Here is a 22,316-nt window from a genome sequence, read left to right on the forward strand (position 1 = left end):
TTGCAGGCTGTTCGCGCCCGCGCAAACACCTATGTTCGGCGCAACGCATTGAACTGGGTGAGCCTCTCACATGTCTGATACTGATCCTCTCGTCGTCTTCACGCCATCGGGCAAGCGCGGTCATTTTCCCAAGGGTACGCCGGTTCTGACCGCCGCGCGGCAGCTTGGGGTGGACCTTGATTCGGTTTGCGGCGGGCGGGGCATCTGCTCCAAATGCCAGATCACGCCGGGCTATGGCGAGTTTGCCAAGCACGGGGTCACGGTACAGCCTGATGCGCTGAGCGAATGGAACAAGGTCGAGGCGCGCTATGACGAAAAGCGCGGGCTGAAGCCGGGGCGGCGCCTGGGCTGTCAGGCGCAGGTGATGGGCGACGTGGTGATCGACGTGCCGCCCGAGAGCCAGGTCCACCGCCAGGTGGTGCGCAAGGCCGCAAGCGCGCGGGTGATCGAGATGGATCCGGCGACGCGGCTGTATTTCGTCGAGGTGGATGAGCCTGACATGCACGAGCCGACGGGCGATCTGGAGCGGCTCGCCCGCGCCCTGAAGGACCAGTGGGAGATCCCGCAAATCCGGGCCGATCTGACATTGCTGACCAAGCTGCAACCGGTGCTGCGCAAGGGTAAGTTTCAGGTGACCGTGGCGCTGAACAAGGGCCATCGGGATGATGTCGCGCGGGTGACCGAAATCTGGCCCGGCCTGCATGAGGGCGGGCTCTATGGGCTGGCGATCGACCTTGGCTCGACAACCGTGGCGGCCCACCTCACCGATCTGGAGACCGGCGAGGTCAAGGCCAGCTCGGGCATCATGAACCCGCAAATCCGCTTTGGCGAGGACCTGATGAGCCGGGTGTCCTATGCGATGATGAACCCCGGCGGCGACCGCGAGATGACCCGCGCCGTGCGCGACGCGATCAACACGCTGGCCGAGGAGATTGCCAAGGAGGCGGAGATCGACGCGAGCCTGATCGTCGAGACGGTATTCGTATGCAACCCGGTGATGCATCACCTGCTTTTGGGGATCGACCCGGTCGAGCTGGGGCAGGCGCCCTTTGCACTGGCCACGTCGGAGAGCCTGACGCTGGATGCCGCAGCACTGGAGCTGAGCGCGATCAACCCGCGGGCGCGCGTGTTCGTCCTGCCTTGCATCGCGGGCCATGTGGGCGCGGATGCCGCGGCCGTGGCGCTGTCCGAGGAGCCGGGCAAATCCGAAGACCTCGCGCTGATCGTCGATGTGGGCACGAATGCCGAGATCCTGCTGGGCGACAAATCCCGCGTGCTGGCCTGTTCCTCCCCGACGGGGCCGGCATTCGAGGGGGCGCAGATCAGCTCGGGTCAGCGGGCCGCCCCGGGCGCCATCGAAGCCATTCGCATCGACCCCGAGACGAAAGAGCCGCGTTTCCGGGTCATTGGCTGCGAAAAGTGGTCAGACGAGGATGGGTTCTGGGAAGAGACCGCAACGACCGGCATCACCGGGATTTGCGGATCGGGCATCATCGAGGCGGTGGCGGAACTGCGCATCGCCGGGCTGATGGATGAAAGCGGGCTGATCGGCTCAGCCGCGCAGACCGGGACCGAACGCTGTGTGCCCGAGGGGCGCACAAACGCCTATCTGATCCATGACGCCTCTGCCGAGGGCGGGCCGCGCATCACGGTGACGCAGGGCGATATCCGCGCCATTCAGCTGGCCAAGTCGGCGCTTTATGCCGGGGCGCGGCTGCTGATGGATGAGCGCGGGGTGGACAAGGTGGACCGCGTGGTGCTGGCCGGGGCCTTTGGGGCGCATATCTCGGCCAAGCACGCGATGGTGCTGGGCATGATCCCGGATGTGCCGCTGGAAAAGGTGACATCGGCGGGCAATGCTGCGGGTACGGGCGCGCGGATCGCGCTGTGCAATGTGGCCGCACGGGCCGAGATCGAAAAGACGGTGCGCCAGATCACCAAGGTGGAAACTGCAATCGAGCCGAAATTCCAGGAGCATTTCGTGGCCGCGAACGCGATCCCGCACAAGACCGACCCGTTCCCGGAACTCGCAAAGGTGGTGAGCCTGCCCAATCCGAGCTTCAACACCAAGGGCGAGGATGCGGATGGTGGCGGCCGTCGTCGGCGTCGGCGCGGGTAGGGGCGTGCTCGTCCGCCCTTGCGGGCGGCCTCGCGCCCTTGCGGTCAGCGACGCAACCGGTCGGCCAGGGTGATCACCACCCCGGCCACAAGCCCCCAGAAGGCCGCGCCGATCCCGAAGGCCGCAACACCCGAGGCGGTGGTGATCAGCGTCACGGCGGCGGCAAACCGGGTGTGTTCCGGCGTGAAGGCGGTTTGCACCGCGCCGAGGAAAGGCAGGATCAGCGCCAGCCCCGCGACGGTGCCGATGATCGAGGCAGGCAGGGCCAGCATCACGGATGTGAAATAGGGGCCGAGAAAGCCGAGCGCGATCCAGATGACCCCCTGGATAAGCCCCACTTTCCAGCGTTCATCCTTGTCGGGATGCACATCCGGCCCGAGGCAGATCGCGGCGGTGATGGCGGCCATTGAATGGGTATGCGCCCCGAAAAGCGCCGACAGAGCGGAGCCAAGCCCCGTCACCCCGAGAGCGCGGCCCACCGGCGGCTCATAGCCATTGGCGCGCAGCACGGCAAAGCCCGGCAGGTTCTGCGAGGCCATGGTGACCAGGTATAGCGGCAGGCCCAGACCAAGGAGCACCGGCACGCTGACCTCCGGGAGGACAAAGACGAAGGGGTTGAGCGCGATGTCGAAGGCCGGGGGCTGGGCGGGGGAGAGCGCGAACCCGAGGATCAGGCCAAGGGCCAGCGCCGCCAGTGCCGCGGTGAGCGGTTGGATCAGGCGCATGGCCAGGAACATGGCGATGATCGGCAGGGCGAAGGCCGGGTCGGTGCCCGCATATCGCGCGGCGGCCATGCAGAAGGGCAGAAGGACGCCCGCGAGCATGGCCGCGGCCACCCCGTCGGGGATCGCGCTGACCGCGCGGCGGATAGGCGGCAACAAGGCGGTCAGGACGATCAGCAGGGCGGCGAAGAGGAAGGCGCCTACCGCCTCATTCATGCCGATGCCCGAGGTGGTCGCGATCAGCGCCGCCCCCGGTGTGGACCAGGCCAGCACAACCGGTACGCGGGTCCAGCCGCTGAGCAGGATCATGCCCAACCCTTTGGCAATGGAGACTGCCGCCAGCCAGGACGCCGTTTGAGCGGGCGTTGCCCCAAGCGCCTGAGCCGCGGCAAGCACGATGGATACCGACGCGCCAAACCCTACGAGTGCCGCCACGAGCGCGGCAGAGATCATTGACATGCGCATTGGTGTTGTCCCTCGGTTTCGCGGGCACCCTAGCGTTGGGCCAGAGGCCGCGCAATCGGGTGCGGGCCGGGAAAAGCAGATGACAGCGGCCCGGATTGCACTACCTTCGGTAGAGACAGATCGCAAGGCACGGGAAGAGATAAACAGGGAGACGACAATGACCGCGTTTACGTTGAACGGAGAGCGCCGCGAGGTCGATGCCGACCCCGATATGCCGCTGCTGTGGGTGCTGCGCGACGAGCTGGGCCTGACGGGCACCAAGTTCGGCTGCGCCGTGGCCTCCTGCGGGGCCTGCACGGTGCATCTGAATGGAGAGCCGGTGCGGTCCTGCCAGACCTTCCTGGGGGATGTGGACGGCGCCGAAGTGACCACGATCGAGGCGATCGACACGCCCGCCGCCCGTGCCATCCGCGCCGCCTGGATCGAAGAGCAGGTGCCGCAATGCGGCTATTGCCAGTCGGGGCAGATCATGTCGGCCTCGGCCCTCTTGGCCGCGATGCCGAAACCGACCGATGCCGATATCGACGAGGCGATGGAGGGGAACCTGTGCCGCTGCGCCACGTATGTGCGTATTCGCCGCGCCATTCACCGCGCCGCCGAGATCATGGAGGCATAAGATGCTGCATTATCTGGACAGCCCCCTCTCCGCCCCGGCCCCCACGCGCCGGAGCTTTCTGAAACTGTCGGCAGGCGCGCTGGGCGGGCTGATGTTGGGCGTGGCGCTGCCCGCGCGCAAGGTTGAGGCGGCGGGGGACGCGCTGGCAACACCGTTCGTGCATATCACCCCCGATAACAAGGTGATCGTGCTGTCGAAACATCTGGACAAAGGGCAGGGCGCGGCGACGGGGCTGGCGACGCTGGTCGCGGAAGAACTGGATGCGGCCCCCGAGCAGGTGGAGGCGGTTTTTGCACCGTCCAACCCCGAGCTTTACAAGAATTTCGCCTTTGGAGTGCAGGGCACGGGCGGATCGACCGCCATGGCCAATTCCTTTGAACAATACCGCCGCGCCGGGGCCACAGCGCGGGCGATGCTGGTGCAGGCGGCGGCGTTGGACTGGGGGGTGCCCGCGGATGAGATCACCGTTTCGGGCGGTGTCGTTTCGGGCGGCGGGCGGTCGGCCAGTTTTGGCGAGCTGACGATGCAGGCCGCAATGCAGGACGTGCCGGTCGAGGTCGCTTTGAAAGCGCCGGAGGAGTGGGTCTATATCGGCAAGGGTTTTCCGCGTGTCGAGTTGCCTGCCAAAACGACAGGCAGTGTCGGTCTCTTCGGCATGGACGCGCAGCCGGAAAACGTGTTGGTGGCTGTCACCGCCCGACCGCCGCGCTTCGGGGCGACGCTGACCTCGGTGGATACAGGCGAGGCGCTGACTGTGCTCGGCGTGGAACAGGTGCTGCAAATCCCGCAGGGCGTGGCCGTCGTGGCGCGCAATACCTGGGCGGCGATGCAGGGGCGCGAAGCGCTGGCGCTGACCTGGGAGGATGGTTCGGGCGAAACACGCGGCACCGAAGAGCTGATGACCGAATTTCGCGCGCTGCTGGATCAGCCTGGCACGGCAGCCCCGGCGCGGGGCGATGCAGCGGCGGCGCTCGACGCGGCGGCGCATGTGGTGGAGGCGGAGTACAGCTTTCCCTATCTCGCCCATGCCCAGATGGAGCCGCTGGATATGACCGTGCTCTATGACGGGGCGCGCGCCACCTTCTGGGGGGGATCGCAGATTCAGACGATGGATCATGGCACAGCCGCGGCGGTGCTTGGGCTGGACTTCCCGAATGTCGAGATCAACACGACCTGGGCCGGGGGCTCTTTTGGCCGCCGCGCGACACCGGATGCGCATCTGATTGCCGAGGCGGCGACGTTGGCGAAGGCCTGGCTGGAGGCCGGAAACGAGGCCCGCCCGATCAAGCTGATCTATAGCCGCGGGGATGATATCAAGGGCGGCTATTATCGCCCGATGGCGCTGCACCGGGTGCGCGCCGGTGTTGGGCAAGACGGCCGGATCAGCGGCTGGGAACACCGGATCGTCAGCCAGTCGATCTTTACCGGCACGGGGTTCGAGAGCTTTGTTGTGCATGGCGGCGTGGATCATTCCACCATCGAGGGCATCGGCGATACGACCTATGACATCGCCGATATGGCGCTTGATGTGCATCACCCCGCTGTCGGTGTGCCGACGCTCTGGTGGCGGTCGGTCGGTCACACGCATACCGCTTATGTGATGGAGACGATGATGGATGAGCTGGCCCGCGCCTCGGGGCAGGACCCTGTGGCGTTCCGGTTGGCACATCTGAAGGGGGATGCGCGGCTGGCGGGCGTGCTCAGGCTGGCGGCGGAGAAGGCCGGGGAGGCAGGGCCCGAGGGCACCCATCGCGGTGTGGCGGTGCACAAGAGCTTTGGCAGCTACGTGGCCGAAGTGGCCGATGTGCGGATGCGCGAGGATGGCACGGTGAAGGTCGAACAGGTGATCTGCGCGGTCGATTGCGGCGTGGCGGTGAACCCGGACAATATCCGCGCCCAGATCGAGGGCGGACTGGGCTATGGCCTGTCGGCGATCCTGCGGGAGGAAATCACGCTGACGAATGGAGAGGTGGATCAGTTCAACTACCCCGATTACATGCCGCTGCGGATCACAGACATGCCAGAGGTCGAGGTGCATATCGTGCCCTCGGCGGATGCCCCCACCGGTGTGGGCGAGCCCGGCACGCCGCCCATCGGGCCGGCGGTCGCGAACGCGGTTTTTGCCGCGACGGGTCAGCGTGTGCGGGAATTGCCGTTCGCGCGCCACGGGCTGGCATAGAGCGGCGGGAGGGCGCGCGCGTTGCAAACCGGCGCGCGCAATCCCTCTTGACGCTTGGGGGGAAACCTCTTAGCTCACCAATGCTGAGCGCGGGTATGGTGAAAAGGTATCACGCGAGCTTCCCAAGCTTAAGTTACGGGTTCGATTCCCGTTACCCGCTCCAGATATCCTCTCGATGATGCGAAAACAGCGTGCGCGCCGTGCGGATCCGCGTTTTGCCGGGTTGTCTGACGCCATGTTCCACGCTAAGAACAAAAAAAGAACAGGCGAACGGGCTTTGACGCGGGTTGCACTGCGCGGCCACAAGCGCTTGTATGTGCGAAAAGGGGATGGGCAAGATGCTGACATCTGTAGAGGTTTGCGCCGGTGCCGGTGGGCAGGCTCTCGGGTTGGAGAAGGCCGGGTTCGCCCATACCGCATTGGTGGAAATCGACAAGCATTGCTGCAACACGCTGCGCCATAACCGGCCCGGCTGGAACGTGCTTGAAGAGGATATGCGGGTCTTCAAGGAACGCGCCGCTGATTACAAGGGCATGGACCTTCTTGCGGGCGGATTGCCGTGCCCACCGTTTTCGGTCGCTGGCAAGCAACTGGGTGAGCAGGACGAGCGCAATCTGTTCAATGACGCCATCGACATTGTGGATGCGGCGCGGCCGCGCGCCGTGATGATCGAAAATGTGCGCGGCTTTCTGGATGCGGTGTTTCACGATTATCGCGAACGTCTGAAATCGCAGCTTGAGAAGCTGGGCTACAAGACCGATTGGCGGCTTCTGAACGCGTCTGATTATGGTGTTCCGCAACTGCGGCCACGGGTGGTGATCGTGGCGGTTCAGAAGGAACGGGCTGAGTTCTTCGACTGGCCCGAGCCCAACCCGCACAACCCGCCCACAGTGGGAGAAACCCTGCGGGACCTCATGGCCGCCCGTGGCTGGCGCGGGGCCGAGGACTGGGCGGCGAAAGCCGATGAGATCGCCCCGACCATTGTTGGCGGCTCCAAGAAACATGGCGGCCCCGACCTGGGTCCGACGCGCGCGCGCGCGGCCTGGGCGACGCTGGGCGTCGAAGGACGCACCATTGCGCCCGAGCCACCCGATGCCTTTCATCAGGGTATGCCGCGCCTGACCGTACCGATGGTGGCCCGCATCCAGGGCTTTCCGGATGAATGGCACTTCACCGGGGCCAAGACCAATGCCTATCGTCAGGTCGGCAATGCCTTCCCGCCCCCGGTGGCTCAAGCGGTGGCGGGGCAGATCGCCAAGACGCTGCGCAAGCGTGTTTTGCGCACGGTCAGGGCCTGAGCTTCCAACCGCGCCGGATCTGTGACAGGTTTTGGTGAAAGTCGAACTCCCTGAGCGGTAGGCGGTTGAAGCGGAACATACCAGACAGCATCGTTGTGGCGGGGCACCGGGATTATGACGTGCTGCATGCGATCGCGGGCGACATATTGCGGCGCGCGGGGGATCAGGCGGCACTGGCGGCCAGGGTCCCGGCCATGTTGCGGTGCTGCGTCGATGACGTGATCATGACGCCCAAGACCGGACGGCGCGCCTATGAGAAGCTGGAAAAGACCGAAAAGACCTATATCGGCACGCGGGTGGAGATCGAGCTGCGCGCGATGCTGAACCTCCCCCGGGGTCGGCTGGATACGGTCATCCTGGGGCATGATGTGGATATCAAACACACGATGGGCAGCAACTGGATGATCCCGACAGAAGCCGTGGGCCATCCCTGTATCCTCGTCGCCGCGGACGAGCCGCGCGCGGTTTGCTATCTCGGGCTAGTCGTCGCGCGGCCTGACTACCTGACCCATGGTCAGAACAAGGACGCGAAGAAATCGGTTTCTGCCGAAGGGTTTGCCAATATCTACTGGCTGCTGCGGGATCACCCCTATCCGCCGAATTTCTGGCGCACCATCCCGCCGGAGGCGGTCGAGAGTATCTTTGCGGGCAGATCGGGGAATGAACGGATGATGTCCCTGTTTCGCGAGGTGCAGCGCGTGCCGATCACCCGGGATGTCGTTGAAGCCGTCGCGCAGCAGCGGGATTTCATGCGGCGCATCCGCTCGGATAATGGCAGGGGAACACGCGATCATCTGGCGCGAGAGGGTATTCTGCTGCTCTCGGGGCAGTATGACGCGCCCTTGATCGCGTCGCTGGGTCTGGCGCGCTGTACAGGCAGTGAATTCATATCCTGCCGACCGGACTCGCAGAGTGAGGCGGATCTGGCGGCGCAGCACGGGATCGCAGTAGACTTGAGCCCGAACTGATCACAGGCGGCGTGACGCGCCCAAGGGCGCACGGGCGCGCAACTCAAGGAGCCGGAAAATGTGCGGACGTTTTGCCGCCGGAGACAAGACGCAGGCGGAAATGCTTGAGATTGTGCGGGGGTTTCTCGACATGGCCGTTGCGCTGGACCCGGATGCGCCCGAGCCGCGCGGCGGTTATCACATCCGGCCAACAAACCGGATCGCCCTTGTCACGCGGGCGGGCGAGGGGGCCATGCTTACCTCGGCCAACTGGCAGATCGCGCCGCCGGGCGGGCGGCCCCTGATCAATGCGCGGATCGAGAACAGCGGCTTCTGGCGCAAGGCATGGGAGGGCGGGCGCTGCATGATCCCGGCGCTTGGGTATTTCGAGTGGAGCGAAGTAGAGGGCAAGAAACAGCCGCATTTCATCACCGTCAGGCGCAACGCCCCGGTGATCTTCTTTGCCGGGTTCCGGTCGGAGGACGGGCAGGGCTGTGTGATCCTGACGCGCCCGCCTGCCGATCAGATCGCGCATATCCATAACCGTATGCCAGTGATCCTGTCGCCGGAGGAGGTGGGCGACTGGCTGAGCGGGACGATGAGCCGGGAGGCGGCGCAGGCGGGGCTGGGCACGGGCTGGGACGGGCGGTTCGACTATCACCGCGTCGCCCCTCTGACCAACGAGGCCGATGGCGAGGCGGTGATCGAGCCGTATGAGCCGCCGCAGGCCAGTTTCGATTTCTGAGGGGTTGAGGGCGTAGCGGCGATTGGATAGGCAGCGGGTATGAGTTTCACGGTCGCCATTGACGGGCCCGCGGCGGCGGGCAAGGGCACGATCTCGCGCGAGGTCGCGGCGCATTTCGGTTTTGCGCATCTCGATACGGGGCTTTTGTATCGTGCGACGGGGCGGCGGACGCTGGACGGAACGGACCCGGTCGAGGCGGCGCGGACATTGACGCCCGAGGATCTGGAGGCGGATGATCTGCGCACACCGGACGTGGCCCAGGCGGCCAGCCGGGTGGCGGCGGTCCCCGAGGTCCGGGCGGCGCTGGTGGATTTTCAGCGCGCCTTTGCGATGCGGGCGGGCGGGGCTGTGCTCGACGGGCGCGACATCGGCACGGTGATCTGCCCGGATGCACAGGTGAAGCTCTATGTGACGGCAAGCGACGATATCCGCGCCGACCGGCGGCATAAGGAGCTGACCGGCAAGGGCATGGAGATCAGCCTTGAACAGGTGCTGGAGGATCTGCGCCAGCGCGACGCCCGCGACAGCGCCCGCGAAGCGGCCCCGTTGAAGCCCGCCGAGGATGCGGTGCTGCTGGACACGTCCGAGATGAGCATTGACGAGGCCGTAGCGTCCGCGATCGCGACGATTGACTCGGTGCGCGGTCGGGGATGACAAGGTGGTGGGATGAAATCCCGCCCTAAGCAGCACGGGACTGCTGACACAACACTGCGGTGAGGTTTGGCCTTGATTCCCTGCGGGCGCGGGACTATACGGCCCCTGTCGACACGGCGGAGACCGTCGCAGAATAAAGAGAGTGAGCAGGGTCGGGACCACCGGCCCTCTTTGTTTTGTGACCCGTCTGACCAACGAAACCGTTCTGCCCTCAAATACAAAAGGGGTAGGGCATCAACCAAGACCGGCGGAGACAACCGCGCGGCCGGAAACAACGTTAAGTTAGGATAGAAACGCCACATGGCTCAGAACGCATCTATGGAGGAATTCGAAGCCCTCCTGAACGAAAGCTTCGAAATGGACACGCCCGAAGAAGGGTCTGTTGTCAAAGGCAAAGTCATCGCAATCGAAGCGGGCCAAGCCATCATCGACGTCGGCTACAAAATGGAAGGCCGTGTCGAACTCAAAGAATTCGCAAATCCCGGTGAAGCCCCCGAAATCGCTGTTGGCGATGAGGTCGAGGTCTATCTGCGCGCGGCCGAGAATGCCCGCGGTGAGGCTGTCATCAGCCGCGAAATGGCCCGCCGCGAGGAAGCCTGGGATCGTCTGGAAAAAGCCTATGCCGACGACCAGCGCGTCGAAGGCGCCATCTTTGGCCGCGTCAAGGGCGGGTTCACCGTCGATCTGGGCGGTGCCGTGGCCTTCCTGCCCGGCTCTCAGGTCGATGTGCGCCCCGTGCGCGATGCCGGCCCGCTGATGGGTCTCAAGCAGCCCTTCCAGATCCTGAAAATGGATCGTCGCCGGGGCAACATCGTGGTGTCGCGCCGTGCGATCCTCGAAGAAAGCCGCGCCGAGCAGCGCGCCGAGGTGATCGGCAAGCTGGCCGAAGGCGACAGCGTCGATGGCGTGGTCAAGAACATCACCGAATACGGGGCCTTTGTGGACCTGGGCGGTGTCGATGGCCTGCTGCACGTGACCGACATGGCCTGGCGCCGGGTGAACCACCCGTCGGAAATCCTGTCGATTGGCGAAACCGTCAAGGTGCAGGTCATCAAGATCAACAAGGAAACCCACCGCATCAGCCTGGGCATGAAGCAGCTGCAGGACGATCCGTGGGATCTGGTGGCCGCCAAGTATCCGCTGGAAAGCACTCATACCGGCCGCGTGACCAACATCACCGATTACGGTGCGTTTGTTGAGCTGGAGCCCGGTGTCGAGGGTCTCGTTCACGTCTCGGAAATGTCCTGGACCAAGAAGAACGTGCATCCCGGCAAGATCGTTTCCACCTCGCAAGAGGTTGAAGTCATGGTGCTGGAAATCGATAGCGCCAAGCGCCGTGTCAGCCTTGGTCTCAAGCAGACCATGCGCAACCCGTGGGAAGTCTTCGCCGAAACCCATCCCGAGGGGACGGAAGTCGAAGGCGAGGTCAAGAACATCACCGAATTCGGTCTGTTCATCGGCCTCGACGGCGAAATCGACGGCATGGTGCACCTCAGCGACATCTCTTGGGACGAGCGCGGCGAAGATGCCATCCAGAACTACAAGAAGGGCGACATCGTTCAGGCGGTCGTCTCGGAAGTGGACGTGGAAAAAGAGCGCATCTCGCTGTCGATCAAGGCCCTGGGTGGCGACAAGTTCGCCGAAGCCGTTGGCGGCGTGAAACGCGGCTCGATCATCACGGTTGAGGTCACCTCGATCGAGGATGGCGGCATTGAGGTGGAATATGAAGGCATGAAATCCTTCATCCGCCGGTCTGACCTGTCGCGTGACCGTTCCGAGCAACGCCCCGAGCGCTTCTCGGTCGGTGACAAGGTCGATGTGCGCGTGACCAACGTGGACAGCAAGACCCGTCGTCTGGGCCTCTCGATCAAGGCGCGCGAAATCGCCGAAGAGAAAGAAGCCGTGGAACAGTACGGCTCGTCCGACAGCGGCGCGTCGCTGGGCGATATCCTTGGTGCCGCGCTGAAAGGCGACGGCGACAAGTAAGCCAAGGCCAGGATTTTGGTCTGAGAAAGCCCCGTGCATTTGCGCGGGGCTTTCTGTTTGCGGGGTCCGCTGTGTCCGGTATCGCTTTCGGGCGGCCGAAGTGTTGTTTGTGTGCCAACGATTTCCTCTGCCCGAATCAACTTCGGCCCCGGTTGAGCAGAGATACGCCTGTGGCCGAATTGCGCTTGGATCAGAGGCGTTTTCGGCGCAATATTCCTCACGCTACACAAGAAATTCATGAAAATCATGACGTTCAGAGTGCCGAGACTGTTTTGTTTTTTGTGTTTCTATTTATAGTCGTATGCAAAAGCGCAAGCGCTGCAAGCACGGCGCGGGGGAGAAACCACATATGATCCGATCGGAACTGATCCAGAAAGTCGCCGATGACAATCCGCACCTGTCCTACCGTGATGTAGAGCGGATCGTGAACACCATTTTCAATGAGATCACCGAGGCCATGGCCCAGGGTAACCGCGTGGAACTGCGCGGTTTCGGGGCGTTTTCGGTGAAGAAGCGCGATGCGCGCACGGGGCGCAATCCGCGGACGGGTGAATCCGTCCATGTGGAAGAAAAGCACGTCCCGTTCTTCAAGACCGGCAAGCTGCTCCGGGACCGTCTGAACGGAAAGTAGGATATGCGTTACATTCGCTATGCTTCCATCGCCATTTTTGCCGTGGCGTTGATTCTTGTGTCCTTGGCCAACCGCGAGATGGTGTCGGTCAAGGTGTGGCCGGATGAGCTGGCGGGTATGGCGGCGACGAACCCCAGCTTCGAGCTGCCGCTTTTCATCGTGATCTTCGGCGGCATTCTGGCCGGATTGATCATCGGCTTTGTCTGGGAGTGGATCCGCGAGGCGGGTGAACGGGCCGAGGCCGCGCGGCAGGCCCGCGAGATGCAGCGCCTGCGCGCCGAAATCACCCGGCTGAAGGGCGAAAAGCACGAGGGCAAGGACGAGGTTCTGGCGCTTCTGGAGCAAGCCAGCTAAACCCGGCCCATGGCACAGGATATTCGCGTCAAGATTTGCGGGCTGACCACGCCCGAACAGGTGGTGGCCGCCGCCGAGGCGGGCGCGGCCTATATCGGGCTGAATTTCTTTGCCCGTTCGCCGCGCTATGTGACGCCCGATCTGGCGCGGGATCTGGCGCTCGCGGCCCCGCCGGGGGTGGCCAAGGTGGCGCTGAGTGTGGATGCCGATGACGCGCTTCTGGATGAGATCACCGGCACGGTGCCGCTTGATATGTTGCAGTTGCACGGGTCGGAAACGGTGGAGCGGGTCGAGGAGGTCAAGGCCCGCTATGGCCTGCCGGTGATGAAGGTGGTGGGCGTTGCCGATGCCGCCGACCTTGCGCAGATTGCCGAATTTGAGGCGGTGGCCGATCAGATCCTCGTGGATGCCAAGCCGCCCAAGGGCGCGGACCGCCCCGGCGGCAATGCGCTGGCCTTTGACTGGGCGCTGATTGCCGGACGGGAGTGGGCGAAGCCCTGGATGCTGGCGGGCGGTCTGGTGCCCGGCAATGTCGCGGAGGCGATTGCGCACACCGGGGCGCGGCAGGTCGACGTGGCCTCGGGCGTGGAAAGCGCGCCGGGGGTCAAGGATCAGGGCCTGATGCGCGCCTTTGTCGAGGCGGCCCGGTGCGGGTGAAGTTTCGCGCGGCCCGCCGCGAGGATGTGGCGGCGATTGTTGCCCTGTTTTCCGATGATATTCTTGGACATGCGCGCGAAAACAATGCGGAGCTCGCGCCCTATCTCGAAGCCTTCGAGGCCATCGCGCAGGAGTCGCATAACGAGGTGATTGTCGGTGAAGACGTGCAGGGAACGATCATTGCCACCTATCAGCTCACATTCATCTCGGGTCTTTCGCTCGGGGCGTCGCGCCGGGCGCAGATCGAAGGCGTGCGCGTGGCGCGTGAGATGCGCGGCGAGGGCATTGGTGCAGCGATGCTTCGCGACGCCGAAGACCGGGCGCGTGCGGCAGGGTGCAGCCTGGTGCAGCTGACCATGAACAGCGCACGCGACGAGGCCCGCCGGTTCTACGAACGCGAAGGCTTCGTTGCGTCTCATGTGGGCTTCAAGAAACCGCTCGATTGACAGCGGGGCCTTCCGGGCCGCAGATTTGCAGGACAGCCAAAGGGAGGGCCGCTTGGATGGAAACGGAAGACCTCAATGATGTCTACGGCGCGAAGACGCCGGAGGAATCGCGCGCCGTTTATGACAAGTGGTCAGCGAGCTATGACGCGGACACGATTGCGAACGGATACCGGCTGCCGTTTCTGGCAGCGGGGATGCTGGCCAGTTTCCTTGGGCGTAGCCACGGGCCGATCCTCGATGCGGGCTGCGGCACGGGATTGGTGGGCGAGAGCCTGATGCTGATGGGCTATCACCACATCACCGGTTGCGATTTGTCGCCCGAGATGGTCGCGCGCGCCGAAAAGACCGGCGCCTATGCCGGGTTCGAGCTGGCGGATATGGGGGCGGGCCTGCCCTTTGTTGATGACCATTTCGCGGGCTTCGTCTGTGTCGGCTCTTTCGGGCCGGGCCATGCGCCGCCCTCGACGCTGACCCATCTGGCGCGGGTGTTGCGACCCGGCGGTGTGGGCGTCTTCAACCTGCTGGAGGCGACCTATGAGGAGCAGGGCTTTCCGCCAGTGATGGAGGCGCTGGAGGGAACATCCTGGGAGGTGGTCCATACCTCGCCCCCCTTCCTGCCCTTCCTTCTGTCCGAACCTGATCTGTGGTCTCGCGCCTATGTGGTGCGCGCCCTCTGAGCACGGCTCTGGCCAAGACGCGCGTTTTCGCTACACTCGAGCTATTCATTTTTGAAGGAGTGATAGATGCGTAAGGCGTTTGCATTGGCCGCGGTGGCGGCGATGAGCTTGCCCGGCGTGGCGAAGGCCGATGGGTTCAAGGCGACGGATAACTGCCTGCAGGTGCTGCAGGGCATCACCGATGTGGACCGGGTTCTGCTGGGGGCCTGGATCATGGGGTATCTCGACAACACCAACAATCAGGCCAGCCTGGTGCGGATGGACAATGCCATGACCGTGCTCAGCAACCTGGGGCAGGTCTGTGCCAAGAACCCGCAGGCGACGATCCTCGATGTGGTGCAGGCGAACCAGAAAAACACCGCCGACACGCCCGGCACGAAGGCCCATGCCGAGGCGTTCCTGCGTCAGTTTCTTGTGCCCTATGCCAACCGCGTGGCGCTGACCGGGATGCTGCGCCCGACCGAGGCCGAGATCCGCGCGGTCTATGCCGAGCCGTTGGCAGGCAAGCTGGTGGCGATGTATAACGAGATGTATCAGCCGGGTGTCTCCATCGGTCCCAAACAGGACCAGACCGAGGTCATCCTGTGGCGGGGCACGACAGGCAGCCTGCGGGACGGTGCCCCGGTGCTGAAGGACTTTCCCGGTGGCTATGGGGATGTGCGCCCCTATTTGCAGGGCAATTACCCGATTGTGCGCTTCAAGTTCGTCGAGCCGGGGAAAACGATGGGCATGGCCTTTGACGGGCTGATCTTCATCAATGACCGCTGGGTGCTGATGCCGAAACCCTGGCGTGCGCTGGGCAACTGACGCCGCTTTTCGCTGGAAAATACTGTCGGCGTCCCATATTCATCCGCAGGACCCAAAGGATAGGCGATGTGCGATGAATGATCTCTTCAACTCCTTCATGACCGGCCCCGACGAGAAGGGGCGGTTTGGCAAGTTTGGCGGGCGGTTTGTCTCCGAAACGCTGATGCCGCTCATCCTGGAACTGGAAGAGCAGTACGAACATGCCAAGACCGACCAGAGCTTCTGGGATGAGATGAATCACCTGTGGACCCATTACGTGGGCCGTCCCTCGCCGCTTTATTTTGCCGAAGGGCTGACCGAGCATCTGGGCGGGGCCAAGATTTATCTCAAGCGCGATGAGCTGAACCATACCGGCGCGCACAAGATCAACAACGTGCTGGGGCAGATCCTGCTGGCGCGGCGCATGGGCAAGACCCGGATCATCGCCGAGACCGGCGCGGGCCAGCATGGCGTGGCCACGGCGACGGTCTGTGCCAAGTTCGGCCTGAAATGCGTGGTCTATATGGGCGCGCATGACGTCGAGCGGCAAAAGCCCAATGTCTTCCGCATGCGCCTGCTGGGCGCCGAGGTGGTGCCGGTGACCTCTGGCCGGGGCACGCTCAAGGACGCGATGAACGACGCGCTGCGCGACTGGGTGACCAATGTGCGCGACACGTTTTATTGTATCGGCACCGTGGCGGGCCCGCATCCCTATCCGGCGATGGTGCGCGATTTCCAAAGCATCATCGGCAAGGAAGCCAAGGAACAGATGATGGCCGCTGAGGGCCGTCTGCCCGATACGATCATCGCCGCGATCGGTGGCGGCTCGAACGCGATGGGGCTGTTTTATCCCTTCCTTGATGACAAGGACGTGCGGATCATCGGCGTGGAGGCCGGCGGCAAGGGCGTGAACGAGAAGATGGAGCATTGCGCCTCACTGACCGGCGGACGCCCGGGCGTGCTGCATGGCAACCGGACCTATCTGTTGCAGGATGACGACGGGCAGATCCTCGAAGGCTATTCGATCTCGGCTGGCCTGGATTATCCCGGCATTGGCCCCGAACATAGCTGGCTGCACGACACCGGCCGCGCCGAATATGTGTCGATCACCGACCGCGAGGCGCTGGAGGCGTTCCAGCTCAGCTGTGAGAAAGAGGGGATCATCCCCGCGCTGGAGCCCTGTCACGCGCTCGCGCATGTGATGAAGATCGCGCCGGAACTGCCCGCCGATCACATCATCTGCATGAACATGTGTGGGCGTGGGGATAAGGACATCTTCACCGTGGCACGGCATCTGGGCTTCGGGATGGACGAGGCAGATTGACCCTCAGCCCATAAACCTGGGTTTAAATCAGGGGGTCGATGCAGATGCAGCGGCCCCTTTGTCTTGCAAGGCCGCCTGAAATTATTGTTTGTTATCAAGGGTTGCCCGTCAGTTTTGGTTTATGAGCCCGAAAATAAGCCACATGCCAATAGAGAGAGTTGCCTTCCTCCCCTCTGATCGATCCCAGCATTCGGCACGGGCTGGTGCGATATCGGTAAAGATGGAAAGGGACCTCGATGAAAAAGATATTATGGCTTTCGGGCATCGCCGCGCTGATGGGGCATGCCGCCCCCGCCGCACTGCTGACCGACATGATGCCGCAAGCGCCAGAGCGCGTGGTGCTGGCGTCGTCGCATTCGGACCATGAAAATGGCGGGCATTCTCACAGCTCGGATGATGACGGAACCCCTGATCAGGGATCGGGTGATGTCGGCGCTGATGGCAGCCCCGACGACAACAGCCCCGACGACAACAGCCCCGATGACAACAGCCCCGATGACGACGGGCCTGACGATCACGGGCATGACGACGATGACGGCCCGGACGATCACGGGGAAGATGACGGCCCGGACGATCACGGAGACGACGATGGCCCGGACGATCATGGCCATGACAACAGTGGTCCCAGCGGGAACAGCGGTTCCGGAAGCAACAGCGGATCGGGTGGCAATAGCGGATCGGGCGGCAACAGCGGCTCGGGCGGCAATAGCGGCTCCGGTGGCGACGACGGCGGTAACAGCGGTTCGGGTGGCGATGATGGCGGCTCAGGCGGCGATGATGGCGGCTCGGGTGGTAACAGCGGCTCTGGCGGCGGCGATGATGGCGGCTCCGGCGGCGACGATGGTGGCTCGGGTGGCAACAGTGGCTCCGGTGGGTCCGGCGGCTCCGGCGGGTCCGGAGGTTCGGGCGGCGATGATGGCGGCGGCGGTGACGACTGACACCGCTCACCGCAGATTGAGGCAGGAGGCAGGTCCGGAACGCTGGCGTTCCGGACTTGCCGCAGTTATTCAGGACAGATGAGACGCAGCCTTGTCATACTTGCCCTAGTGTTTGCTCTGCCATGCGGCGGGGCGCTGGCGGAGTCTTTCGAGCAGCAGGTTATCCGGCAGCTCCGCAACCAGGGGTATTCGAAGATTGAGTCGACACGGACCCTTCTTGGCCGGGTGAAGATCACGTCGCGCAAGGGCAAGATCCGCCGTGAAACCGTCCTCAATCCCCGGACGGGTGCGATTCTGCACGATCTCGCCGTGCGCGGATCGGGGCAGGCGAATGGCATCGGCATCTTTGGAACGCGCATCTGGTCGCCTTCTGGCCAACGTGGTGATGATAACGACCGCGATGATGATGACCGCGATGACCGGGACGATGATGATCGCGAAGATCGTGATGATCGCGACCGCGACGACAATAGTGGCCGTGGAAGTGGCGACGACAGTGGTGGCGACGATAGCGGCGGTGACGATAGCGGCGGCAACAGCGGTCCGGGCGGCGATGACGGCGGCGATGACGGCGGTAACAGCGGTTCGGGTGGGAACAGCGGTTCGGGCGGATCGGGTGGCTCCGGTGGATCGGGCGGCGGTGACGATTGATGCGTGGGTCTGCGGCGAGTGACAGGCCAGATGTGAATGGCGGTTCCAGGTGAACGGCCGGGTCACCGTCATAATGCTGATTGCCTTCCAGGCGATTTGCGCGGTGTTCTTCCTGTTCAACATCCTGTCGTCCTGGCTGAACCTCCCTGTGGTTCTGTCGAACTGGCAGGTCATAGAAATCATCGAGATTTGCGCGGCGCTCGGCCTGCTGGTGGGGGTCGGTGTCACGGCGCGGCTTCTGGTGCTCTCAATCCGGGCGCGGCGGGTGGCAGAGGACAACCTGCGGCTTGCCTCGGGGGCCTTCATGACCGTGCTGAACGAGCGGTTTGATGATTGGGGCCTCACCCCGGCTGAGCGCGACGTGGCCTTGTTCACGGTCAAGGGGGCGACGCTGTCCGATATCGCGGTGATGCGCAACACCTCCGAAGGCACCGTCAAGGCGCAGAGCACGGCCATCTACCGCAAGGCCGGTGTCAACAGCCGGGCGCAGTTGCTCAGCCTGTTCATTGACGACCTGATGGGAGACGCCCTGCCAGGGGTGGTCGATGCGGTGGAGCCACTCGACAAGGCCGGGTGAAATTATTACGCGATCATGGGGATGAGGGGGCGTTTCAGTGCCGTTTTGCTGCGGCCGCTTTTTCATTTATTGCGCAAGGGCGCAATAATGTTGCGCAAAGATCACGAGCATTTTGAGCAGGTAATAAACCATATAGGCCGACTCGGCGTGTTAGCGGTATCACCTGCTTCCCGATCACGCGGATCGGACCCTAGCGGAAGGCGCTCTTGTGCTTCCTCCGGTGCGGGCGGCGCTGCCAGCCCCGTATGCCAGGGCCGTGATGTGCGGGGATGCTTGTAGCTCAGGTGGAAGAGCAACAGATTCAGGGTCTGTGGGTCGAGGGTTCGAGTCCCTCCATAGCAACGCAATGTAGCTCAGTTGGATAGAGCGAACGACTGCTAATCGTTTTGGCGCAGGTTCGAATCCTGCCTTTGCACGGGTAAAGGCGCGTGAGCGTCTGGGGTTCGACTCCCCAAAGCCGCTTAACACGGCTCCAAATCCAGGGGTCCGGGGTTGCCTCAGCAGGGGCAGGCCCGCGTCCGACCCACCTTCGGGAGGAGAGGACAACGCCCTGCCGCTGCTCTGGTCCTGCGCCGGAGCGGGGGATGACGGTTTCGCCGTGTTCCGGCCCGCGAGGCCGCCTGTAAGGGCGGATGAGCGCGCCGGGGCACCGCGCCCCTCTCGCCCCTTTCCCGTGCCGGATCATGGCGCGGGGCGGCCTCGGGCCTCACTTCACTGCCTTTGGGGACAAGGGCATTCACACCTGCCAGCCATGATGGCTGCAACCCGTAAATGACACGAGAAAGGAGCTCGCCTTGCGACGACGACGATAGGACGAGACGAAAAGGAGACGAAAGATGACACATGTACTGACACGACTGATCGACCGGCTGACCGGGCATACCCGCGTCACCGTGATGGAAACCGAGCGCCTGCTGGTGCTGGAACGCGGGCGGATCGCGACGATCCTGAGCGCGGGTGAGCACCGGCTGAAGCGGAAGGACACCGTCACGGAACGCCACGATCTGAACCGTCTCCGTTTCACCACGCCCTATGAGGCGGCTCTGTTTCGGGAGCGGCCCGATCTGGCTGAGGCCCACCTGACCGAAGTTCGGGCAGGTGAGGACGAGGTCCTGATCGTCCGGCGCGACGGGCGACTGCATGGCGTTGTCCTGGCCGGGGATCGCGAGGTTCTGTGGACCGATGCGGGGCCCTGGGCGGTCGAACGGCTCACCCTGACGGACACGCTGGCAGTCGAGCGCAAGCTCGGAAAGGCGCTGGTCCGGGCCGGGCTGGGTCATGTCCTGACCATCTGGGACGTGGCAGAGGGTCATGTTGGCCTGTTGACGGTCGATGGGGTCCTGAAAGGGCGCCTTGAGCCGGGGACGCATGCCTTCTGGCATATCGGGCGCGGTGCGACCGTTCGGATGATCGATCTGCGGATGCGAACCCACGAGGTCACTGGTCAGGAAATCCTGACCAAGGACCGGGTGACCATCCGGGTCAACCTGACGGCGGTCTACCGCGTCACTGACCCCGAGCGTGCCGTGGCCGCGGTGAAAGACTACACCGAGGCGCTGCACCGGGCCCTGCAACTGGCGTTTCGCCGGACGCTGGGCGCGCTGACGCTCGACACGATCCTGGCCGAAAAAGGCGCGGTCAATGCCGATGCGGCCGAGGCCGTGCGCGCCGAAATGGCGCGGATCGGGATCGAGGTGGGCGAGATCGCCCTGCGCGATGTCATCCTGCCGGGTGAGATGCGCGAGATCCTGAACCGGGTTGTCACGGCCGAAAAAGAGGCCGAGGCCAACGTGATCCGGCGCCGGGAAGAAACGAACGCAACGCGGGCGCTTCTGAACACGGCAAAGGTGATGGCCGAGAACCCGGTGATGCTGCGGCTGAAAGAGCTGGAAGCTCTGGAGGCCATCGCGGGGAAAGTCGAACGGCTGACGGTCCATAACGGGACCGAAGGCCTGATGACCGATCTCGTGAAGCTGCGGGAATAGGAAGGCCGGTGCCCGGCCCGGGGGAAACCTCGGGCCGGGTTTTTCACGATATTTCCATAGCCGCGTCCAGTGAACGCCAGCGGGCGCCGCGTGCTTGTGCCGGTCCGCCCGATCTCGTCAGCCCGCCGAAGTCGCAGAGATAGTGCCCGCAGGATCATTCGGGACAGCGCCGGGCGCTTCGGGGACAGGGAGCAGACGACCCGTTGCGGCATGCGCAACCCCGGGAGTGTTGGAAACCGGGTTGATTGCCATGGGGATCCCGGCCGCAGCGCTGCCGTGGACCAGCAGGTTACGTCAATTCGAACGTCCGCCGTGCGCGTTCTGCACCGGCTTGCGCGGCGCTGAGGGCTGAACCCGCCTCGGGTTCTTTCTTTCAGGCTCAGGCGTTTGTGCTGCCCTTTGATTGATGAGATGCAGACGGCTGCATCTCACGCCTTCTGACACCCACTGCGCGATCCTCCCATGGTGGGTGGTGCGCATCAGGTCACAGGCTGACCATGGGTGCGCCGTCGCTGGCGGCCGCACGCGCCGCCACATCCGCAACCGCAAGATCCTGAAGCCCCACGCCGGTTCCATCGAAGAGGGTGATCTCGTCCTCCGAGTTGCGCCCGGCGTGATCGCCGTTGATGACGGCGCCGATCGGTGTGATATCCGCATCGGAGATAAGCCCCGCCGACACGGCGTGCTGAGCTTCTCCGATGCTGACGGATTGTGCCAGCTCGTCAGTGAACACCGTGGCCCGGGCCAACAGCGCCGCGTCGACCTCCTGCTTGCCTTTGGTGTCTGTACCCATGCAGGCGATATGCGTTCCCGGCTTGATCCAGTCGGCCATCAGAAGCGGCTCGAACGCCGAGGTGATGGTGATGATCACATCCGCCTGTGCGCCCACGTCCTCTGCACTGACCGCGTCAAAGGGCAGGCCGATTTCTTCGGCGACAGCGGCCAGCTTGGGCAGCATATCGGGATGCGGGTTCCAGGCGACCACGCGCTCGAAATTGCGCTGCTCGGCAGCGGCGCGCAGCTGGAACTGGGCCTGATGCCCCGCGCCGATCATCCCAAGAACCCGGGCGTCCTTGCGCGCCAGATGCGCGATCGAGACCGAGGACGACGCGGCGGTGCGAATGGCGGTCAGGTAGTTGCCTCCGACAAGCGCCTTGAGCTGTCCGGTATCGGGATCGAAGAGAAACACCGTCGATTGGTGGTTCGTCAGGCCCTTGTCCATGTTGCCGGGCCAGTAGCCGCCAGATTTCAGGCCAAGCACCAGCCCGGCGCGGTCAAATCCGGATTTGAACCCGTAAAGCGCATCCGCATGGCCGATGGCTTCGCGGATGACCGGGAAGTTGTAGGCATCATTCCGGGCCATGGCCCCGAACACGGCCTCGACCGCGTCGAATGCCTCCTTGCGGCCGACAAGCCGCTGGCAGTCTGCCTCCGAGACCACAACGATTCCGGCCTGAGGGCTTGAGTTGTCTTTCGCCATTTTGAGCATTGGTTCCTCCGGAGGGGGGCGGGGGCAGGATTGCCAGAGAGAAAGGGGGGAAAGGCAGGATGGCGGAGTG

Annotated in this window: 21 protein-coding genes and 3 tRNA genes; 21 read left to right on the top strand and 3 right to left on the bottom strand. The window is 64.0% G+C overall.

Translation table 11 applies throughout. The features are described from left to right. Positions 1–70 precede the first annotated feature (70 nt). Positions 71–2,119 carry an ASKHA domain-containing protein gene (locus EI983_RS03710; protein ID WP_157706065.1) on the top strand — a complete coding sequence of 683 codons (2,049 nt, stop codon included), beginning with the start codon at positions 71–73 and terminating at the stop codon, positions 2,117–2,119. 44 nt (positions 2,120–2,163) lie between these two features. Here the strand turns inward: EI983_RS03710 and EI983_RS03715 are convergent, their stop codons facing one another. After that, entirely contained in the window at positions 2,164–3,306 is a 1,143-nt protein-coding gene (locus EI983_RS03715) for a benzoate/H(+) symporter BenE family transporter (protein ID WP_157706066.1), read from the bottom strand. Between the two features lie 157 nt (positions 3,307–3,463). Between EI983_RS03715 and EI983_RS03720 the strand changes: the two genes are divergently transcribed. The 16 genes from EI983_RS03720 (at position 3,464) to EI983_RS03795 (ending at position 17,544) form a co-directional block, all read left to right on the top strand. Next, positions 3,464–3,922 (top strand): (2Fe-2S)-binding protein, encoded by a 459-nt coding sequence (locus EI983_RS03720; protein ID WP_157706067.1) that lies wholly within the window; start codon positions 3,464–3,466, stop codon positions 3,920–3,922. 1 nt (position 3,923) lies between these two features. Further along, entirely contained in the window at positions 3,924–6,101 is a 2,178-nt protein-coding gene (locus EI983_RS03725; protein WP_157706068.1) for a xanthine dehydrogenase family protein molybdopterin-binding subunit, read from the top strand. A gap of 89 nt (positions 6,102–6,190) precedes the next feature. Beyond that, a tRNA-Gly gene (locus EI983_RS03730) sits at positions 6,191–6,264 on the top strand. A 175-nt stretch (positions 6,265–6,439) separates the two neighbouring features. Beyond that, positions 6,440–7,399, top strand: a complete 960-nt coding sequence (locus EI983_RS03735; protein WP_157706069.1) for a DNA cytosine methyltransferase — start codon at positions 6,440–6,442, stop codon at positions 7,397–7,399. Positions 7,400–7,464: 65 nt separating this feature from the next. Further along, positions 7,465–8,367: a NaeI family type II restriction endonuclease gene (locus EI983_RS03740; protein WP_157706070.1), complete on the top strand. Its 903-nt coding sequence runs from the start codon at positions 7,465–7,467 to the stop codon at positions 8,365–8,367. A 58-nt stretch (positions 8,368–8,425) separates the two neighbouring features. Beyond that, positions 8,426–9,091, top strand: a complete 666-nt coding sequence (locus EI983_RS03745; RefSeq protein ID WP_157706071.1) for an SOS response-associated peptidase — start codon at positions 8,426–8,428, stop codon at positions 9,089–9,091. 39 nt (positions 9,092–9,130) lie between these two features. Then, entirely contained in the window at positions 9,131–9,745 is a 615-nt protein-coding gene (cmk, locus tag EI983_RS03750) for a (d)CMP kinase (protein WP_157706072.1), read from the top strand. 300 nt (positions 9,746–10,045) lie between these two features. Further along, entirely contained in the window at positions 10,046–11,731 is a 1,686-nt protein-coding gene (gene rpsA / locus EI983_RS03755) for a 30S ribosomal protein S1 (RefSeq protein WP_157706073.1), read from the top strand. 349 nt (positions 11,732–12,080) lie between these two features. Next, positions 12,081–12,362 (top strand): integration host factor subunit beta, encoded by a 282-nt coding sequence (gene ihfB, locus EI983_RS03760; protein ID WP_157706074.1) that lies wholly within the window; start codon positions 12,081–12,083, stop codon positions 12,360–12,362. A 3-nt stretch (positions 12,363–12,365) separates the two neighbouring features. After that, entirely contained in the window at positions 12,366–12,716 is a 351-nt protein-coding gene (locus EI983_RS03765; RefSeq protein ID WP_157706075.1) for a lipopolysaccharide assembly protein LapA domain-containing protein, read from the top strand. 9 nt (positions 12,717–12,725) lie between these two features. Further along, positions 12,726–13,373, top strand: coding sequence for a phosphoribosylanthranilate isomerase (locus EI983_RS03770; protein WP_157706076.1), 648 nt, complete (start codon positions 12,726–12,728; stop codon positions 13,371–13,373). Then, positions 13,364–13,819, top strand: a complete 456-nt coding sequence (locus tag EI983_RS03775) for a GNAT family N-acetyltransferase (RefSeq protein ID WP_157706077.1) — start codon at positions 13,364–13,366, stop codon at positions 13,817–13,819. The genes EI983_RS03770 and EI983_RS03775 overlap by 10 nt, the downstream gene beginning before the upstream one ends. A gap of 56 nt (positions 13,820–13,875) precedes the next feature. Then, positions 13,876–14,496, top strand: coding sequence for a class I SAM-dependent DNA methyltransferase (locus tag EI983_RS03780; RefSeq protein WP_157706078.1), 621 nt, complete (start codon positions 13,876–13,878; stop codon positions 14,494–14,496). Between the two features lie 66 nt (positions 14,497–14,562). Further along, complete coding sequence (locus EI983_RS03785; RefSeq protein ID WP_157706079.1) at positions 14,563–15,303, top strand: hypothetical protein; 741 nt, start codon at positions 14,563–14,565, stop codon at positions 15,301–15,303. A gap of 73 nt (positions 15,304–15,376) precedes the next feature. Beyond that, positions 15,377–16,606: a tryptophan synthase subunit beta gene (gene trpB, locus EI983_RS03790; RefSeq protein WP_157706080.1), complete on the top strand. Its 1,230-nt coding sequence runs from the start codon at positions 15,377–15,379 to the stop codon at positions 16,604–16,606. Between the two features lie 236 nt (positions 16,607–16,842). Then, entirely contained in the window at positions 16,843–17,544 is a 702-nt protein-coding gene (locus tag EI983_RS03795) for a hypothetical protein (RefSeq protein WP_157706081.1), read from the top strand. Positions 17,545–17,649: 105 nt separating this feature from the next. Here EI983_RS03795 and EI983_RS03800 read toward each other — a convergent pair whose 3' ends face one another. After that, the gene (locus EI983_RS03800) at positions 17,650–18,318 is read right to left on the bottom strand and encodes a hypothetical protein (protein ID WP_157706082.1); all 669 of its coding nucleotides are present in this window, start codon (positions 18,316–18,318) and stop codon (positions 17,650–17,652) included. Here EI983_RS03800 and EI983_RS03805 point away from each other — a divergent pair. The 4 genes from EI983_RS03805 (at position 18,299) to EI983_RS03820 (ending at position 20,757) form a co-directional block, all read left to right on the top strand. Beyond that, positions 18,299–18,772 (top strand): helix-turn-helix transcriptional regulator, encoded by a 474-nt coding sequence (locus EI983_RS03805; protein ID WP_246162261.1) that lies wholly within the window; start codon positions 18,299–18,301, stop codon positions 18,770–18,772. The genes EI983_RS03800 and EI983_RS03805 overlap by 20 nt on opposite strands. A gap of 270 nt (positions 18,773–19,042) precedes the next feature. After that, positions 19,043–19,114: transfer RNA gene (locus EI983_RS03810), tRNA-Leu, on the top strand. Then, positions 19,115–19,188 (top strand) — tRNA-Ser (locus EI983_RS03815). It abuts the tRNA gene before it with no gap. 420 nt (positions 19,189–19,608) lie between these two features. After that, positions 19,609–20,757 carry a slipin family protein gene (locus EI983_RS03820; protein ID WP_157706084.1) on the top strand — a complete coding sequence of 383 codons (1,149 nt, stop codon included), beginning with the start codon at positions 19,609–19,611 and terminating at the stop codon, positions 20,755–20,757. Positions 20,758–21,241: 484 nt separating this feature from the next. Here the strand turns inward: EI983_RS03820 and bhcD are convergent, their stop codons facing one another. Next, complete coding sequence (gene bhcD / locus EI983_RS03825; protein ID WP_157706085.1) at positions 21,242–22,237, bottom strand: iminosuccinate reductase BhcD; 996 nt, start codon at positions 22,235–22,237, stop codon at positions 21,242–21,244. Positions 22,238–22,316: the final 79 nt, after the last annotated feature.

The organism is Roseovarius faecimaris (genome assembly GCF_009762325.1).
GTDB classification, from domain to species: domain Bacteria; phylum Pseudomonadota; class Alphaproteobacteria; order Rhodobacterales; family Rhodobacteraceae; genus Roseovarius; species Roseovarius faecimaris.

Coding starts and splice junctions, on each gene's coding strand:
- EI983_RS03710 (WP_157706065.1), top strand. CDS start 71: ATGTCTGATACTGATCCTCTCGTCGTCTTCACGCCATCGGGCAAGCGC.
- EI983_RS03715 (WP_157706066.1), bottom strand. CDS start 3,306: ATGCGCATGTCAATGATCTCTGCCGCGCTCGTGGCGGCACTCGTAGGG.
- EI983_RS03720 (WP_157706067.1), top strand. CDS start 3,464: ATGACCGCGTTTACGTTGAACGGAGAGCGCCGCGAGGTCGATGCCGAC.
- EI983_RS03725 (WP_157706068.1), top strand. CDS start 3,924: ATGCTGCATTATCTGGACAGCCCCCTCTCCGCCCCGGCCCCCACGCGC.
- EI983_RS03735 (WP_157706069.1), top strand. CDS start 6,440: ATGCTGACATCTGTAGAGGTTTGCGCCGGTGCCGGTGGGCAGGCTCTC.
- EI983_RS03745 (WP_157706071.1), top strand. CDS start 8,426: ATGTGCGGACGTTTTGCCGCCGGAGACAAGACGCAGGCGGAAATGCTT.
- cmk (WP_157706072.1), top strand. CDS start 9,131: ATGAGTTTCACGGTCGCCATTGACGGGCCCGCGGCGGCGGGCAAGGGC.
- rpsA (WP_157706073.1), top strand. CDS start 10,046: ATGGCTCAGAACGCATCTATGGAGGAATTCGAAGCCCTCCTGAACGAA.
- ihfB (WP_157706074.1), top strand. CDS start 12,081: ATGATCCGATCGGAACTGATCCAGAAAGTCGCCGATGACAATCCGCAC.
- EI983_RS03765 (WP_157706075.1), top strand. CDS start 12,366: ATGCGTTACATTCGCTATGCTTCCATCGCCATTTTTGCCGTGGCGTTG.
- EI983_RS03770 (WP_157706076.1), top strand. CDS start 12,726: ATGGCACAGGATATTCGCGTCAAGATTTGCGGGCTGACCACGCCCGAA.
- EI983_RS03780 (WP_157706078.1), top strand. CDS start 13,876: ATGGAAACGGAAGACCTCAATGATGTCTACGGCGCGAAGACGCCGGAG.
- EI983_RS03785 (WP_157706079.1), top strand. CDS start 14,563: ATGCGTAAGGCGTTTGCATTGGCCGCGGTGGCGGCGATGAGCTTGCCC.
- trpB (WP_157706080.1), top strand. CDS start 15,377: ATGAATGATCTCTTCAACTCCTTCATGACCGGCCCCGACGAGAAGGGG.
- EI983_RS03795 (WP_157706081.1), top strand. CDS start 16,843: ATGAAAAAGATATTATGGCTTTCGGGCATCGCCGCGCTGATGGGGCAT.
- EI983_RS03800 (WP_157706082.1), bottom strand. CDS start 18,318: ATGTTGAACAGGAAGAACACCGCGCAAATCGCCTGGAAGGCAATCAGC.
- EI983_RS03820 (WP_157706084.1), top strand. CDS start 19,609: ATGACACATGTACTGACACGACTGATCGACCGGCTGACCGGGCATACC.
- bhcD (WP_157706085.1), bottom strand. CDS start 22,237: ATGGCGAAAGACAACTCAAGCCCTCAGGCCGGAATCGTTGTGGTCTCG.